Annotated in this window: 11 protein-coding genes and 1 pseudogene; 6 read left to right on the top strand and 6 right to left on the bottom strand. The window is 43.5% G+C overall.

The features are described 5' to 3' along the window. Positions 1 to 29 precede the first annotated feature (29 nt). From ACX5J7_RS17920 to ACX5J7_RS17910, 3 genes are all read left to right on the top strand, one after another. Entirely contained in the window at positions 30 to 830 is an 801-nt protein-coding gene (locus ACX5J7_RS17920; protein ID WP_015067708.1) for a PaaX-like protein, read from the top strand. A 49-nt stretch (positions 831 to 879) separates the two neighbouring features. Then, positions 880 to 1,992, top strand: coding sequence for a hypothetical protein (locus tag ACX5J7_RS17915; protein ID WP_041703442.1), 1,113 nt, complete (start codon positions 880 to 882; stop codon positions 1,990 to 1,992). Between the two features lie 356 nt (positions 1,993 to 2,348). Then, a complete protein-coding gene (locus tag ACX5J7_RS17910) occupies positions 2,349 to 2,816 on the top strand; it encodes a hypothetical protein (RefSeq protein WP_020744028.1) in 468 nt (155 codons plus the stop codon). A gap of 180 nt (positions 2,817 to 2,996) precedes the next feature. Here the strand turns inward: ACX5J7_RS17910 and ACX5J7_RS17905 are convergent, their stop codons facing one another. Beyond that, entirely contained in the window at positions 2,997 to 4,334 is a 1,338-nt protein-coding gene (locus tag ACX5J7_RS17905; protein ID WP_498707770.1) for a M24 family metallopeptidase, read from the bottom strand. 121 nt (positions 4,335 to 4,455) lie between these two features. Here ACX5J7_RS17905 and ACX5J7_RS17900 point away from each other — a divergent pair. Both ACX5J7_RS17900 and rlmF read left to right on the top strand, forming a co-directional pair. Continuing rightward, a pseudogene (locus ACX5J7_RS17900) lies at positions 4,456 to 4,644 on the top strand (redox-sensitive transcriptional activator SoxR); the annotation flags it as partial. A 6-nt stretch (positions 4,645 to 4,650) separates the two neighbouring features. Then, positions 4,651 to 5,610 (top strand): 23S rRNA (adenine(1618)-N(6))-methyltransferase RlmF, encoded by a 960-nt coding sequence (rlmF, locus tag ACX5J7_RS17895; protein WP_023559815.1) that lies wholly within the window; start codon positions 4,651 to 4,653, stop codon positions 5,608 to 5,610. 131 nt (positions 5,611 to 5,741) lie between these two features. On the opposite strand, the gene ACX5J7_RS17890 is transcribed toward rlmF, so the two are convergent. From ACX5J7_RS17890 to ACX5J7_RS17870, 5 genes are all read right to left on the bottom strand, one after another. Then, positions 5,742 to 6,464 (bottom strand): TorF family putative porin, encoded by a 723-nt coding sequence (locus ACX5J7_RS17890; protein ID WP_498707751.1) that lies wholly within the window; start codon positions 6,462 to 6,464, stop codon positions 5,742 to 5,744. 142 nt (positions 6,465 to 6,606) lie between these two features. Next, entirely contained in the window at positions 6,607 to 7,824 is a 1,218-nt protein-coding gene (locus ACX5J7_RS17885; protein ID WP_071952275.1) for a choline transporter, read from the bottom strand. Between the two features lie 165 nt (positions 7,825 to 7,989). Beyond that, positions 7,990 to 9,642, bottom strand: a complete 1,653-nt coding sequence (gene betA / locus ACX5J7_RS17880) for a choline dehydrogenase (protein ID WP_498707750.1) — start codon at positions 9,640 to 9,642, stop codon at positions 7,990 to 7,992. Between the two features lie 21 nt (positions 9,643 to 9,663). Continuing rightward, complete coding sequence (betB, locus tag ACX5J7_RS17875; protein ID WP_498707748.1) at positions 9,664 to 11,130, bottom strand: betaine-aldehyde dehydrogenase; 1,467 nt, start codon at positions 11,128 to 11,130, stop codon at positions 9,664 to 9,666. Between the two features lie 665 nt (positions 11,131 to 11,795). Further along, positions 11,796 to 12,620 (bottom strand): META domain-containing protein, encoded by an 825-nt coding sequence (locus ACX5J7_RS17870; RefSeq protein WP_474376078.1) that lies wholly within the window; start codon positions 12,618 to 12,620, stop codon positions 11,796 to 11,798. A gap of 151 nt (positions 12,621 to 12,771) precedes the next feature. Here ACX5J7_RS17870 and ACX5J7_RS17865 point away from each other — a divergent pair, with 151 nt between their 5' ends. After that, on the top strand, positions 12,772 to 13,287 hold the full coding sequence (locus tag ACX5J7_RS17865; RefSeq protein WP_141152510.1) for an Mpo1 family 2-hydroxy fatty acid dioxygenase: 516 nt from the start codon (positions 12,772 to 12,774) through the stop codon (positions 13,285 to 13,287). The last annotated feature ends 29 nt before the right edge of the window (positions 13,288 to 13,316 follow it).

The following is a 13,316-nucleotide window of genomic DNA, read 5'->3' as shown; positions in this document are numbered from 1 at the left end:
ATTAAGCCACATGAAGAAGTAGTTATACGGTGCAACAAGCAATAGTGAAAAAGCCAGTGGCGAGAAAGCTACTGTTGAAACTTCTCGGTTCGCGAGAAAATATACAAATGAATGCTGCTTCTGCAGTGAGGGTAGGCGCGTTATTTGGCATTTCTGAAAATAACATTCGCGTTACGCTAACGCGTTTACAGTCTATGCAGCTGATCACCTTAGTTGAGCGTGGTTATTACGCGCTTGGGGAAAATGGTAAGCAGTTTGCTAAAGAAATTAGTCAATGGCGCAGCGCCGAAGACAGCCTTATGTCGTGGGGTAACGATTGGGTGGTAGCGCAGACCAATACGCTACCAAAAAGTGATAAGAAGCAGCAAAGAACTAACGAACGTGCGCTAAAGCTAGTGGGAATGAGAAAGCTAGTAAGCGACATGTATATTAGACCGAATAACATTCTTGATGGTGCAAAAGGGGTAAGAGGAAAACTTCAGACACTGGGGTTGTCCAAGAAAGTCATGGTTTTTAGTGCCACTGACTTTGAAGACAAAATGCATAACAAGGCAATGGAGTTGTGGCGTCAGGATGATCTTGAAGAGCTTTATCGCAACGGATGCGAGGAAATTGAACAGTCGCTGAAGCATCTGCATCGCTTACCTCTTGAAGAAGCCACCAAAGAGTCATATGTCGTAGGTGATAGCGCGTTATATCGACTGGTATTCGACCCTTTATTACCATCGCCACTGGTGGATGTCGCTTTGCGTAAGCGCTATCGAGATTTGGTAAAACACTATGACGATGTAGGCGCAGAAATATGGCATCGCTTTTTATCAAAGAATTAGGTCAATAGACCCCTGAATTAAAATAGAAGTAGCCGAACTGGAAGTAAATATGACCGCATCAAGACCGTTATTTAAACATATTCGCAATCACACCGCGCTTTTTAGTGAACTATCGCAATATAGAAATGCAGCGGTAAAAACAATGGGGTTTAACGGTTATGAGTTTCACAAAACGCCAAAGTTTATTACTGAAGATGGCAGCAGGTTAACCATAGAGCCAGAGCGCAGTATCGTTCTACCAAAAGTGAATACATTGTCGGGTTTGAAAAGAAAACTGACGCAAGCTATTCCCACTTTACATATGGTTGAGCACAGCGAAATTGGTTATCGGTATCCGACAGCCGCACTTGCGGGTTTAGATGCCCCATTTATTAAGCGTATGCGCTCTGAATATTTTCACAAAGTAGATGAAGATCGCAGTATCTGTAGACCCGTAAATTTATCTTATGGCATAAAAAGCCGAGGAAAGGCCGATAACCGTCAAGAATACGAAGTATGGATGCCAGATGAAGCACCGGATCAAAACCCGTTGCCTTTACTCATCGATCTTTACGGTGAAGACCTGCCAGATGACGTACGTCACTTTGTAGAGCAGCCCTCTAAAGTTCACGGTTGGATGGGCGTTAAGCGGGCTGCGTTTGAAGCCCTGTATACCAACCCTCAATATTGCGGTGATCTCATTGTTTGTGTTGCTATGAGTGTTGATGCATACAATATTGGGGCTAAGCCGGATTTAGCCTATTCGCCCGAAGCAGAAAGCTCTATTGCAGTAAGTAACGCGGAATTTGAGTGGGAAATAGAAGGTTACTACGCACCGCGTGGATGGGCGTTTGATCACGACGATGTGTGGTCTGCAATCAATCATACGTTAGAAGCGGTTAATGCGCCATTAGACGAGCTGTACGGTAACCAGATTATTCCCATCGCAGAGAGTAAGACTGAGCGTATCCTCTCTACCCTGAAGTCCCTTGGCGTAGAACAGCAAGAGGTTGATGATTTAAATTTACAGCCTTGGGAATTTATGCGTACTGAAAGTGCACACAGAATGAAAGCGCACGATCCAAGTCGATCGGTAAATTTACTGGGTAGGTTAAATAGACTGTTTTACCAACCTGAGCAGCAACTACCTTCCATCAATTGGATGCATGATTTAATTTCATAGTTCTGTGAACAAGACTCTGCATTATTGCTCAAAGAGTCTTCCAATAGATTTTTAGTTTCAGACGCGCTGAGCTCTGTTGCCAGCGCGTTTTTGTATCTACCGCTCAACCGCATCTGCCAGCATTATACCCAACTTATAAATAGCCAAAGCTGTAACGAAAAAGACTTATATGTAAATGTTTATACAAAACTTGCTATTTTTTGTAAATAACTTTCAGTTTCGGCGTGATCTGTCTGTTTATTTTGTGTTTTCTGTAATTTAATTACGAAAATAGCTTTATTTTTTGAAAGTATTGTTCATAATGTACACATCACTTAGGTGATGTCTAATTTAGTTACAAAATAGGAATTCAAAAAATGAAACTGTCTACTTTCGCTATTGCTTTAACGCTATCTGTTGCTGCAACTCAGTCTTTCGCAAAAGACATCGCACTTAAGCCAATTAACGATAATATTGAAACACAAGCGTGTTTGACTGCAGCTAAAGATGGTTTTGGTCCTGCATTGCGCCTTATTCGCTCAAAAGGTTTTAATGCGGAAGAGTTTAGTGCATCAGTTCGCTGTAACGGCGAGTCACTTCGCACGTTCGCTTACATGTACAAAAACAACAAAGCCTCTGACAACGCTAAAACTGTTGCTCTTGTTGCTAAAAACAAAGATGTAGCTTCGCAAGCATGTTTAGAAGCGCTGTCTGTAGGTAAAGAAGCGGCACTAGCAAAGTTTGATTTAGAAGGTGAAAACATTATCTGCAACCACAAAGCAATTTCTGACTTTGTTCGTGAATACAAAACGGAAAACGTGGTTGTTCGCACTGCTGCTGAATAAGCCTGCGAAAAGGGTAGCAACCTACTGCTAATTCTATGTACAGTTTCATGGCCTTTCGCTTAAAAGACGAAAGGCCTGACACTTTACAAATTTTATCTCTCAGTCTCTTTTCCCTTACTGGCTATTCTTGCCACACGTTAGCGCTTATATTTCAAAATAAACTCAACGCCTCACGTATAGTTATTGCGCTTCTCCCGAATGAATTAAGTGAAACTCAGTCTGTCTATTATCTAAATACGTCACTGACTTACCGTCAAAAAACGCATCTTCTTCCAGCATAATTCTTATCTCTTTGTTCCACTTCTCAATAAAACTCGCTGCATTAAGTTCTATAGAGTACGCCGTTTGTGCAAACATTGGGTAATCACCTTTAATAGGCACTCCTTCTTGTGCATCCCACATTCCTATAGTTGGGCCAGCTGCATGCCCATGAAAACCAAGCGGGTGAGTGTAAATAGCAGGCGTGATACCCTGCTCTATAGCCTGTTGTCGCGACATATTTAAAATAGTGTTACCTGTTCTTCCTACTTTAAAATTACTGGTTAGTATGTCTTGCAACTGGTTACCGGCTTTGAGCGCATTTTTGAGTGACGCTGGTGCGTCTTTTTCTCCGGGCTTTAGCACGTAAGCATGCTGTTGTTGATCAGTGTTAAGCCGAAGGTAAGTAATGCCAAAATCAACGTGAATTAAATCACCAGGTCGAATAATATTTTCGCCAGGGCGCTTACTAAACGCACTGATTTGATCAAAAACTTCGCTGTCTTTACGTTGGATAGAAACAGTAGGGTGGAACCAGTTGGTTAAGCCTAGTGCGCGAGTTTGATCGCGAAGCCACCAAACCACGTCATCGGTTGTAGTGACATTAGGGGTAATGACTTCATTAGAAAATGCCGTGGCGATAAGCGAATGGCCAATTTGCGCAAGAGCAGGGTAGTGCTTCATCTCTAACTCACTACGCGTCTCTAGCCAACCAATAGCAAGCATTTCACCGCTTACCACTCGACGTTTGAATTCATCAGATAGTGTGGCCATAAACCTATTGTATTCGGTTGATGTCATACCGTCTGCAAGGGCAAAAGCATCGGAAGTATTGATGGCAATTTTCGTTGGGTTTCGCGACTCTATAATATGTTTCAACGCTTGCCATTGATCGGGTTGGGCTTCTTTGTCCCACGCCTTTTTAAATAGTGAACCTACTGCGTATCGCGCTACTGCTAACTTTTCAAGGGGGCGACCATCCCCAGGATTATAAATGACTAACATGGTATGGCGCCTAGCAGCTAGCCATGTAGAGGGCAGCATGGTCTTTAAAACAGGATCTTCATTGTACTCTCGTGACATCAGCACCCACATGTCGATGCCTTCACGCTCCATAATTCCAGGGAGTACATCACTGAAACGTTGCTCAAGAATAGTGTCAATTAATGCGCTACGTTCTTTCATTGAGAGAACTGAGTTAGCTAGTGCACTGAAACTGAAGAGGGTGAGTAGAATAAATATAACTTTGTTCATATGCATTCCGTTGATTTTTTTCATAACTTTTCTATTTTCTGTCTATTATTTATATCGTTAACACGTAAATTATGCTTTGTATATATAAATCAATTGAGTGGCTATCTTGATGAAACTACCTTAATCTCTTGAAGCAAAAATAGCGGCGCTGACTAGTTTGAAAACGTCGTTAGAGGGGTGTATTGGCTGTGGGTGTTTGTCATTAGAACGCTGCAGGCTATACAATAACGACGATAAAGTGGCAGCCCGGGGCTGTGGCGCCCAGTTGCTCGATGATAACGTGCAGTCTCAATTTCTAATTTCCAATAAAAAGTAGCGCTTCATGCACCCAAGAAATCTTCACAAGAACGGCTATCCCATGGATGCGCTGTGCCAGTCGTATCCCGCACTTAAACCTTTCTTAGTGCGCGCAAAAAGTGGCAAAACGAGTATCGATTTTACCAATCCCAACGCGGTAAAAGCGCTCAACGCTGCGCTGCTTTTCCACTACTATAAGCTTGAATATTGGGACATGCCGGAAGGATATTTGTGTCCGCCTGTTCCAGGTAGAGCCGACTATATTCACGGCATTGCCGATTTATTATATCAATCTGATGAAAAGCGAGACGCTGTTCGCGGTCTAGACGTGGGCGTGGGTGCCAATGCAATTTACCCCATTATTGGAGTGGCCTCGTATGACTGGGAATTTGTGGGCAGTGATGTAGACGGCCAAGCGGTTAAAAGTGCTACGCGAATAGCGAGCAAAAATAAAAGGCTAACCAATAAATTTAGCGTGCGAAAACAAGCCGATAGTGCACATATTTTTGAGGGTATTATTAAGGATAACGAGCATTTCACTTTTACTATGTGTAACCCACCTTTTCATAAGTCTGCAGAAGATGCGTTACTCGGCACTCATCGAAAAACATCAAATTTAGCCCGTAATAAGCACAAGCGTGGTGGCAAACTACCGGCAAAATCACCAAAGGGGTTCGCTCATAGCGCGAAATCAAAAGGGCATAACAAGGTTACAGAAAATGTCGCGAAACAGGCCAACCTAAACTTTGCGGGTCAAGCGAACGAACTGTGGTGTGAAGGCGGCGAGCTTGCGTTTATTCAACGCATGATTAAAGAAAGTGTTAACGTAAAAGACAATGTTGAATGGTTTACCTGCTTGGTATCGAAAAGCGCGCATTTAAAGCCACTTAAAACGAGCATTAATTACTACGGCGCACGTGAATGTGAAGTCATTGATATGGGGCAGGGGAGTAAGGTAAGTCGCTTTATCGCGTGGTCGTTTTAACGACTATTTAGCGGCAAAATTCAACAAGAAAAGCCATAAAAAGCGTGCGCATTAATAACGGCATGCGCACGCGTTAACTTTATGCTTAGCCCTTGTTTTCTATATTAGAAAATAGTGCTTAAAAGCAGGCTTTAAAAGCTAAACGTTTTAGATACACCAAATACAATACGCTCATCAGCAGTATCGTAATCTAAGTTAGTATTTTCAGCCGCGATTTCGAAATCAAACCCTTCGTAACTCGTTTGATAAGCTAAGCGGTAATGATAAAACGAGGTTTCATCGTCTTGCCAAATCCACTTGTCGCTGTCTAGCGAGTTCGACACGTCGAAACTTGCGCGTAAATAGTGGTTCGGGGCGAGTTCGAAGGTATGGGCAACCATTGCGATAGCGTGTTTAGCGCCAGTGCCAAAGTAGTCCCATGTGTACCAAAAGTTAAGCTCTGAACTTCCGTAATCGTTAGCGTAACCAAATTTAGTATAAACTTCCGGGTAGTTACCGTCGCTTGAATTGTCACCACCGTGATATGAGTAGTAGGCAATACCGTAGTCGATGCTAACGGTGTCGGTAACCATTTGATAGCTACCTACGTAAAAGTCCCATTCAAGGTTGGTGTCGCCATCAAAATCTACGTTAGATGCCCACGTGCCAGCGTAGCTTCCGTTTTCGAATGCTTTATCAACGCCGCCCTGTAGCGCTGGATCATTTTGGGTCTGGCTGACTCCGTTAAAGGTATAGTCAGAAACCGCTGAGATGTTCGCGCTCCAATCTGCGAAAGATGCTGATGAATAAAGTGTTGCCGCAATAGCAGCAGTGAATACACAAGAAGATGTTAAAGACGCATACGATTTTTTCATTGTTAAACACCTGTTTTTATCATTGTTTGTATTCGCTTCTCAATTAACACCCTTTAGATGTCTTGCGATAGTCAAGACTTGCCCCGTTGGCTCATTACTGAGCCAATGGGAACAAAAAGTGGGAAGCGATAAATTGCGTTAATTAGTTAAGATTTTCTATTTTCGTAAAGTCGATTTTGTTTTCTTTCGGCGAGGTTTTAATCGCCGTTACCGATTTAAACTTCTGACTTAGAATGAAAGCAAAGCAGCTAAAGAATATGGCAATAACTAGCGCGCCAACCCACTGGATTTGCAAGAAATCTAATTTGAATAATAACGTTAGCAGCGACAGTGCAACGATATTCAAGGCGATGTAATTGGTCTTGCCTATACGTTCAACCGATATGTTGAGGTTATCTGTGTAAAGCCTTATTAATGAATCAAGAGAGTTGATTACAAACACAACGCCGACAAAAACCATCGCTAAATTAGTGATACCTTCCGTTGGGATCCCTGCGCTGTGATAATGGTAAAGCACAGAGAACCAAGCTGCGATAGGAATAGACGGAATGACCATCATTGCCAGTAACACTTGATAGGTTCTAAGGCCGCCTACAAATCGAGATGTAAATTGGCCGATCATGATGCTCCAACTAAACCACCAGAACAGATAAAATTCATGATATTCATTGATAGGCAATACAAAGTTATCAATGTTAGCAAAGTAGCCACCAATAAGACCTAGATTGGTGAAATACGCCATCATTTTGCTTTCGCCAAATATGAATGCGCCGGCCCACATGCCAACAATTAAGGCAATAAACACCCACGTTGTGGTTAGGCTTAAAATACGTACATACTTAATGCTTGTACTTGAGTAAACCGCAAACGCAATGGCCGCGAAAACAATCAGGTAAAAGGCGGGTACGATAGATTCACCGTCACCGACAGAGGGCAGATACCAAGGTAGGTTCGAGAGCAATAAAAATGCCGTGAAAGCACAGGTGCCAATGATCACAACGTTGTTAACTAGCTTAACAACAGGGTTTTCAAAGAATTTAACCTTGGGTTCGATTACGCAGAAATAAAAGCAAGTAAGAAAGTAGAACCCCCAAATTAAGAAACCCCAAAAGCCGAACTCGATAGCGAGTGGGTTGGTGAATGCATATTCAGGACTTGCGCTTATGTCAGCATAACCTGCAAATTCGGTTAGCGGGAACATGATAAGGCCCACGTCTAAACCTGAGGTGAAAAGAATAGCAATAAAGGTAAAGGTTCTAACTGGCGTTACGCCAACCACTTTCATGTTGCCCCATTTAAACAAAATGTACGCGACAGAAAGTAGGGTAAAAATAATGCCTGCACTAAGCCATACTGTCATTATCACCCTCCCAGTATTGATAAAAATGTAACATGTTTTTTCCTTTTTTAGTTATTAAACAGCCCACCCAGCTATGCGTCAGCCATATAAAGGCGACATATAGGCACTGTGGATGATGCGCTTGAAGTAACTACAAGCGCATTGGTGCAAAATAGAATGAAATAATTAGCGCTGTTCGGTTTGCCAATTTGGGTGAATAGACACAGGTACGTCCTGTGATGGCAGCGCCGGCTTACCCAAAATCATATCCGCAGCTTTTTCTGCCACCATAATGGTTGGCGCATTCAAGTTACCGTTTGGAATAGTTGGGAAGATAGATGAATCGACCACCCGCAGGCCTTTAATGCCGTGAACTTTTGTTTGTGAGTTCACGACCGCCATGTCGTCTTCGCCCATTTTGCAAGAACACGATGGGTGGTAGGCGCTTTCAACAGCTTCACGTACAAAGGCGTCTATTTCTTCATCCGTCTGAATGTGTTCGCCAGGCTGTATTTCGCCGTCTCTGAAGTCGTCGAATGCTGACTGAGCGATAATTTCTCTTGTAAGTCTTACGCATGCTCTAAACCCTTCAATATCATCTTGGTGCTGTAGGTAGTTGAACAAAATCTTAGGCGGCACCGTTGGGTCGGCTGACTGAATAGTGACGCTGCCTCGACTTTTAGGCTTGTTATGCCCTACGTGAACTTGGAAGCCATCGCCGTCAAACGCTGACTTTCCGTCATAGCGAATGGCCGCAGGCAAGAAGTGGTATTGAATGTCAGGCCATTCCACATCGGCCTTAGAGCGGATAAAAGCGCACGATTCGAAATGATTTGTTGCTCCTAAACCAGAGCGGTTTAGCAACCAACGGGCACCAATAAGGCCCTTTGAAATAAGACCTAGTTTGCGGTTTAGCGTAATCGGTTGTTTGCATTTATATTGGAAGTAAAACTCCAAGTGATCTTGCAAATTCTGACCCACGCCCGGCAGGTGATGCTTTACGTCAATTCCCGCTTTGGCTAAGGCTTCGCTATCACCAATACCTGACAGTTGAAGGATATGTGGTGAGCCAATTGAGCCCGCGCTTAAAATAACTTCGTTAGACGTACGTGCCGTTTCGGTTTTACCGTTAACCACATACTCAACGCCTTTGGCCACTTTGTCTTCTAGCACAACTTTAGTTACCAGTGCGCCAGTTATGATGGTTAAATTCTTACGGTGTTTAACAGGGTCTAGGTATTCGCGACTCGCAGAACTGCGCACGCCATCTTTTACGGTCATGTGCATAGGGCCAAAGCCCTCTTGTTGCTTGGCGTTGTAGTCGCTTGTAATGTCATAGCCCGCTTGTTCGCCGGCTTTAATGAAGGCCGTGTAAAGCGGGTTCTTCATTTCATTACCGTTATTGACGCCAAGTTCGCCATTGCCGCCACGGTAAGCATCATTGCCTTTGTACCAGGTTTCAGCTTTTTGAAAATACGGGAGACAGGCTTGGTAATTCCAGCCTTCTGCGCCGTGGGCTTCCCATTCATCAAAGTCTTTTGCATGTCCGCGCACATACACCATGCCATTGATAGAAGAAGAGCCACCTAACACCTTTCCGCGAGGACAATGCATTTCGCGATTGTTTAGATAAGGTTCTTTCTCGGTATTAAACTGCCACGCGTACTTGTCGGTATTCATAGGAATAGACAGCGCTGTTGGCATTTTGATAAAAATGCTTTTATCAGAGCCACCGGTTTCAAGCAGCAGCACCTTGTGTTTAGGGTTTTCCGACAGGCGGTTCGCTAACACACAGCCGGCAGAACCTGCACCTACAATAATGTAATCAAACGTTTGCATATTCACTCCTTAGGACGCGCCTTAAAACGGGCTCTCTATTTCGCTCATGCCAACGTAAACCGACTTGGTTTGCGTGTAGCTATTAAGCGTTTCAACCCCGTTCTCGCGGCCAATACCTGACTGCTTATAACCGCCTACAGGCATTTCCGCGGGTGAGTTTCCATAAGCATTAATCCAGCAGATACCAGCTTCAAGCTGGTGAATAACGCGGTGCGCGCGCTGAATGTCTTTACTGAATACACCAGCCGCTAGTCCTAACTCAGTGTCGTTAGCTCGGGCAATAACTTCATCTTCGTCATCAAAAACTAGCACGCTCATTACCGGGCCAAAGATTTCTTCTTTCACGATAGTCATATCGTCGGTGCAGTCTGTGAAAATAGTGGGTTCAACAAAGAAACCGTTCGGAGCTGACGCAGGAGAGGCTGCGTTGCCACCCGTTAGAAGGGTAGCGCCTTCTTCCTTACCTTTAGCAATGTAGCCAAGTACAAGCTCTTGGTGCTTTTTAGAAATAAGAGCGCCAAGGTTTACGTTAGGGTCGAGCGGATCGCCCATTACAATGTTATTTTCCGTGCGGGTTTTCAGCTCGTCGGTAAAGGCTTGATAGACAGAACGCTGTACAAAAACGCGTGTACAGTTGGTGCAGATTTCACCTTGGGTATAGAAATTACCAAGCATTGCCGCGCTTACTGCTTGGCTAATATCCGCATCTTCAAATACGACGAGCGGTGATTTACCGCCAAGTTCCATAGTGACATCTTTAAGGTTAGACGCAGCTGCGCTTTGCATTACCTTTTTGCCCGTACCCACTTCACCGGTAAATGACACCTTCTCAATGTCAGGGCTACTTGTAAGCCATCGGCCCACTTCAGCGGCACCTTGAACCACATTAAATACACCAGCAGGTACGCCGGCTTCGATAAAGATTTCGGCAAGTTTAAGTGCGCCCATCGGCGTTTCTTCAGAAGGTTTGAAGATAAACGCGTTACCGGCTGCAAGTGCAGGGCCTGATTTCCAGCATGCGATCTGAATAGGGTAATTCCACGCGCCAATACCTGCACAAACGCCAAGTGCCTCTTTACGGGTATAGAAAAAGTCACCGCCAACAGGCTGTTGCGTACCCAGTTGAGTAGGGGCAAGACCTGCGTAATATTCAATAACATCAGCACCGGTTTCAATATCTACGCAGTCAGCTTCTTGAATCGGCTTGCCCGTATCAAGCACTTCAAATTTTGCTAGTTCGTCATTACGTTCTCGAAGCAGCGCCACCGCTTTATTTAAAATGCGGGTTCTTTCAATTGGCATCATTGCAGACCAAACCGCAAAGCCTTCTTTTGCGCTTTTTATTGCTTTTTGTTGAATGAACTCATCAGCCACTTCTACGTGGTAAATTACTTCACCGGTTGCGGGGTTGGTTACTGCAAAGGTTTCTTTGCTTTTGTTTGCCATCGGCTTGCCGTGAATAAAATTCTGATAAGTCGGTAATGACATGCATAAACTCCTACGTTAAAAAGGTGCTGAAGATTCTCGCCAAATAGTTGAAGCTAAAAATGTGCAAATAAATACATAACTATAGTTTCAATACGATGAATAGTGTTGAAACTATTTTTCTCGTCCTTAAGAGATAGCGTTTGTATCAAGTGCTTCACGCTTCATTAAAATCACCGTTACTTTCCAAGCCTGCTGTGCCTCGAACCGTCTATTTTAAGCGCTGAAACGCTTCGTTCTTAACAGTGATTTTATTTTAATTGGTCGTTCAATAAAAATAAATTGTATAGTGCTCTAATTATTATTTCAACTTTGTCTTAGTGAAGGAGAGGGAAAACACATTCATTTTAAGTGAGTGTTAATCAACTAAATAACTGCTACATAAGTAAAAAATCGAAAACATTAAAAAGTGTCTAGTGTCGGCATTTTTTATCACTGAGCGGGTATTTAGGCTCATGACCTAAAGGAAAATGTTTAGCTGAAACTAATTATGTTAGGCGAGCGCTGTGATAGTTAGGGTATATGCTTGAAGGAACACGGAATAAAACAGCTTCAAGTCATAACGCAAAAAAAAAGCGTTGTTCAAGTTCGCAGGGAGGGAGAAGGCGAGTAAGAATGGGTACGCTCACTCGCCTTAGGGCAAATTGCCGATTACGTAGCGTGTACGTCTACTTAATTAGGCTGCAGTAATAGTTACCTGAATTGACCGAGAGTGTCGCTTCATCGCCTTTATTCCAAAAAACGACGTTTTTGTTATTCGTATATTTCGCGCCAGATGCCGCGCGCGAAAGCTGCACAATATGATGTGTATTGTTAAGTGTTAATGCCAAAGTGTCTGGACCTAAGCTGTTAACTTTCAGTGAGGTAGTATTCGCGCTGGGGGTTTCGCAGTCATAAACCTTTGCACTGGGCTGTGGCGTGTTAACTCGATCCTGTTTTTCACTTACGGGGCGTTGCTGGAGGTTGGTCGCTTGCGGTCCATTAGGTGTCGGCTGCATAGAGGACAGTGACCCCGAGGTGTTAATGGCTTTGACCGTTTCTACTTTATTGCTGTCAAATAGGGTAAGTAATGTATTTTTATCGATAGCGTAAAAAGCGGTCTCTGTAAGTGCATCAATAAATTGCTGCTCTTGTTTCATTAATGCTGGGGCGCACATCTTTCTGCTTAGTGCGATATTGTCAGTGGTTAAAGTAAATCGCTCGTCGCTTTCACTTTCTACATTGATGGTACCCGTGTATCGGTTACATCCTGTGCTACCGCTTATACGGTTGTTACTGATGTTCATAGTAATATTGCTGTAATCAATAATACCGCCTTGTTTAATACTTTCCACTTGCCAGTGACTATCGGTAAAGGTCGTTAGCTCACTCGGGGTTGATTGCGCACCTAAATCTGATGAAGGTGAACCATCAATATCGGGTGACGTGCTGCAGGCTGCTAAAGAGAAAAGTGCGGCGCCAGTTAACGCCCCAAGATACGTCCTGTAGGTCATAAATACTCCCAATCATCTTTTGTTAATAGCACTATGAGTGAAATAGTATGACTAAGTTCACCTTTGCGTTACTACTGTCGTGAAGACGACAGTTCGTTCGTTAACGTACAGAGTAAACTGGTATTTCGAGATAACTTGTCGTAGATACAGTATGAAAAATTTAGAACAACATTTAAGTGAATACGCAAAGTACCACAGAGACCAACGAAATATATATACCCATTATATTGGTATACCGCTTATTGTTTATTCAGTGTTTTGCTTACTGAGCAAGCCAGCCTTTGCGGTACACCTTCCGCTAATTGGTACGATTAACGCGAGCCCGGCACTGTTTGTTTGGCTTATCAGTAGTGCGTTTTACATTAAATTAGATGTAAAGCTTGGCCTTATAATGGCGCTTATCACTGGCGCCATGGTTTATTTTGCTCAGCCTATTGCACAGTATGGCGTAGGTACATGGCTGGCTATCTCATTGGGCATATTTGTAGGGGGCTGGATCTTGCAGTTTATCGGTCATCATTTCGAAGGCAAAAAGCCTGCTTTTGTCGATGACATAATGGGGTTAGCCATTGGGCCATTGTTTGTATTAGCGGAGCTGAGCTTTGAACTAGGCTTCAGGAATGCACTAAAAGAAGAAATTGAGCGCCGTTCAGGCCCTATTAGATAGCACGAGATAAGATAGTCAGATGCGCGTTA

It is taken from the genome of Alteromonas infernus (assembly GCF_902705815.1).
This window is presented reverse-complemented; position numbering and strand designations above follow the sequence as displayed.

Excerpts from the sequence above, each read along its gene's own strand:
- ACX5J7_RS17915 (WP_041703442.1), top strand. The coding sequence starts at position 880 with ATGACCGCATCAAGACCGTTATTTAAACATATTCGCAATCACACCGCG.
- ACX5J7_RS17910 (WP_020744028.1), top strand. The coding sequence starts at position 2,349 with ATGAAACTGTCTACTTTCGCTATTGCTTTAACGCTATCTGTTGCTGCA.
- ACX5J7_RS17905 (WP_498707770.1), bottom strand. The coding sequence starts at position 4,334 with ATGCATATGAACAAAGTTATATTTATTCTACTCACCCTCTTCAGTTTC.
- rlmF (WP_023559815.1), top strand. The coding sequence starts at position 4,651 with ATGCACCCAAGAAATCTTCACAAGAACGGCTATCCCATGGATGCGCTG.
- ACX5J7_RS17890 (WP_498707751.1), bottom strand. The coding sequence starts at position 6,464 with ATGAAAAAATCGTATGCGTCTTTAACATCTTCTTGTGTATTCACTGCT.
- ACX5J7_RS17885 (WP_071952275.1), bottom strand. The coding sequence starts at position 7,824 with ATGACAGTATGGCTTAGTGCAGGCATTATTTTTACCCTACTTTCTGTC.
- betA (WP_498707750.1), bottom strand. The coding sequence starts at position 9,642 with ATGCAAACGTTTGATTACATTATTGTAGGTGCAGGTTCTGCCGGCTGT.
- betB (WP_498707748.1), bottom strand. The coding sequence starts at position 11,130 with ATGTCATTACCGACTTATCAGAATTTTATTCACGGCAAGCCGATGGCA.
- ACX5J7_RS17870 (WP_474376078.1), bottom strand. The coding sequence starts at position 12,620 with ATGACCTACAGGACGTATCTTGGGGCGTTAACTGGCGCCGCACTTTTC.
- ACX5J7_RS17865 (WP_141152510.1), top strand. The coding sequence starts at position 12,772 with ATGAAAAATTTAGAACAACATTTAAGTGAATACGCAAAGTACCACAGA.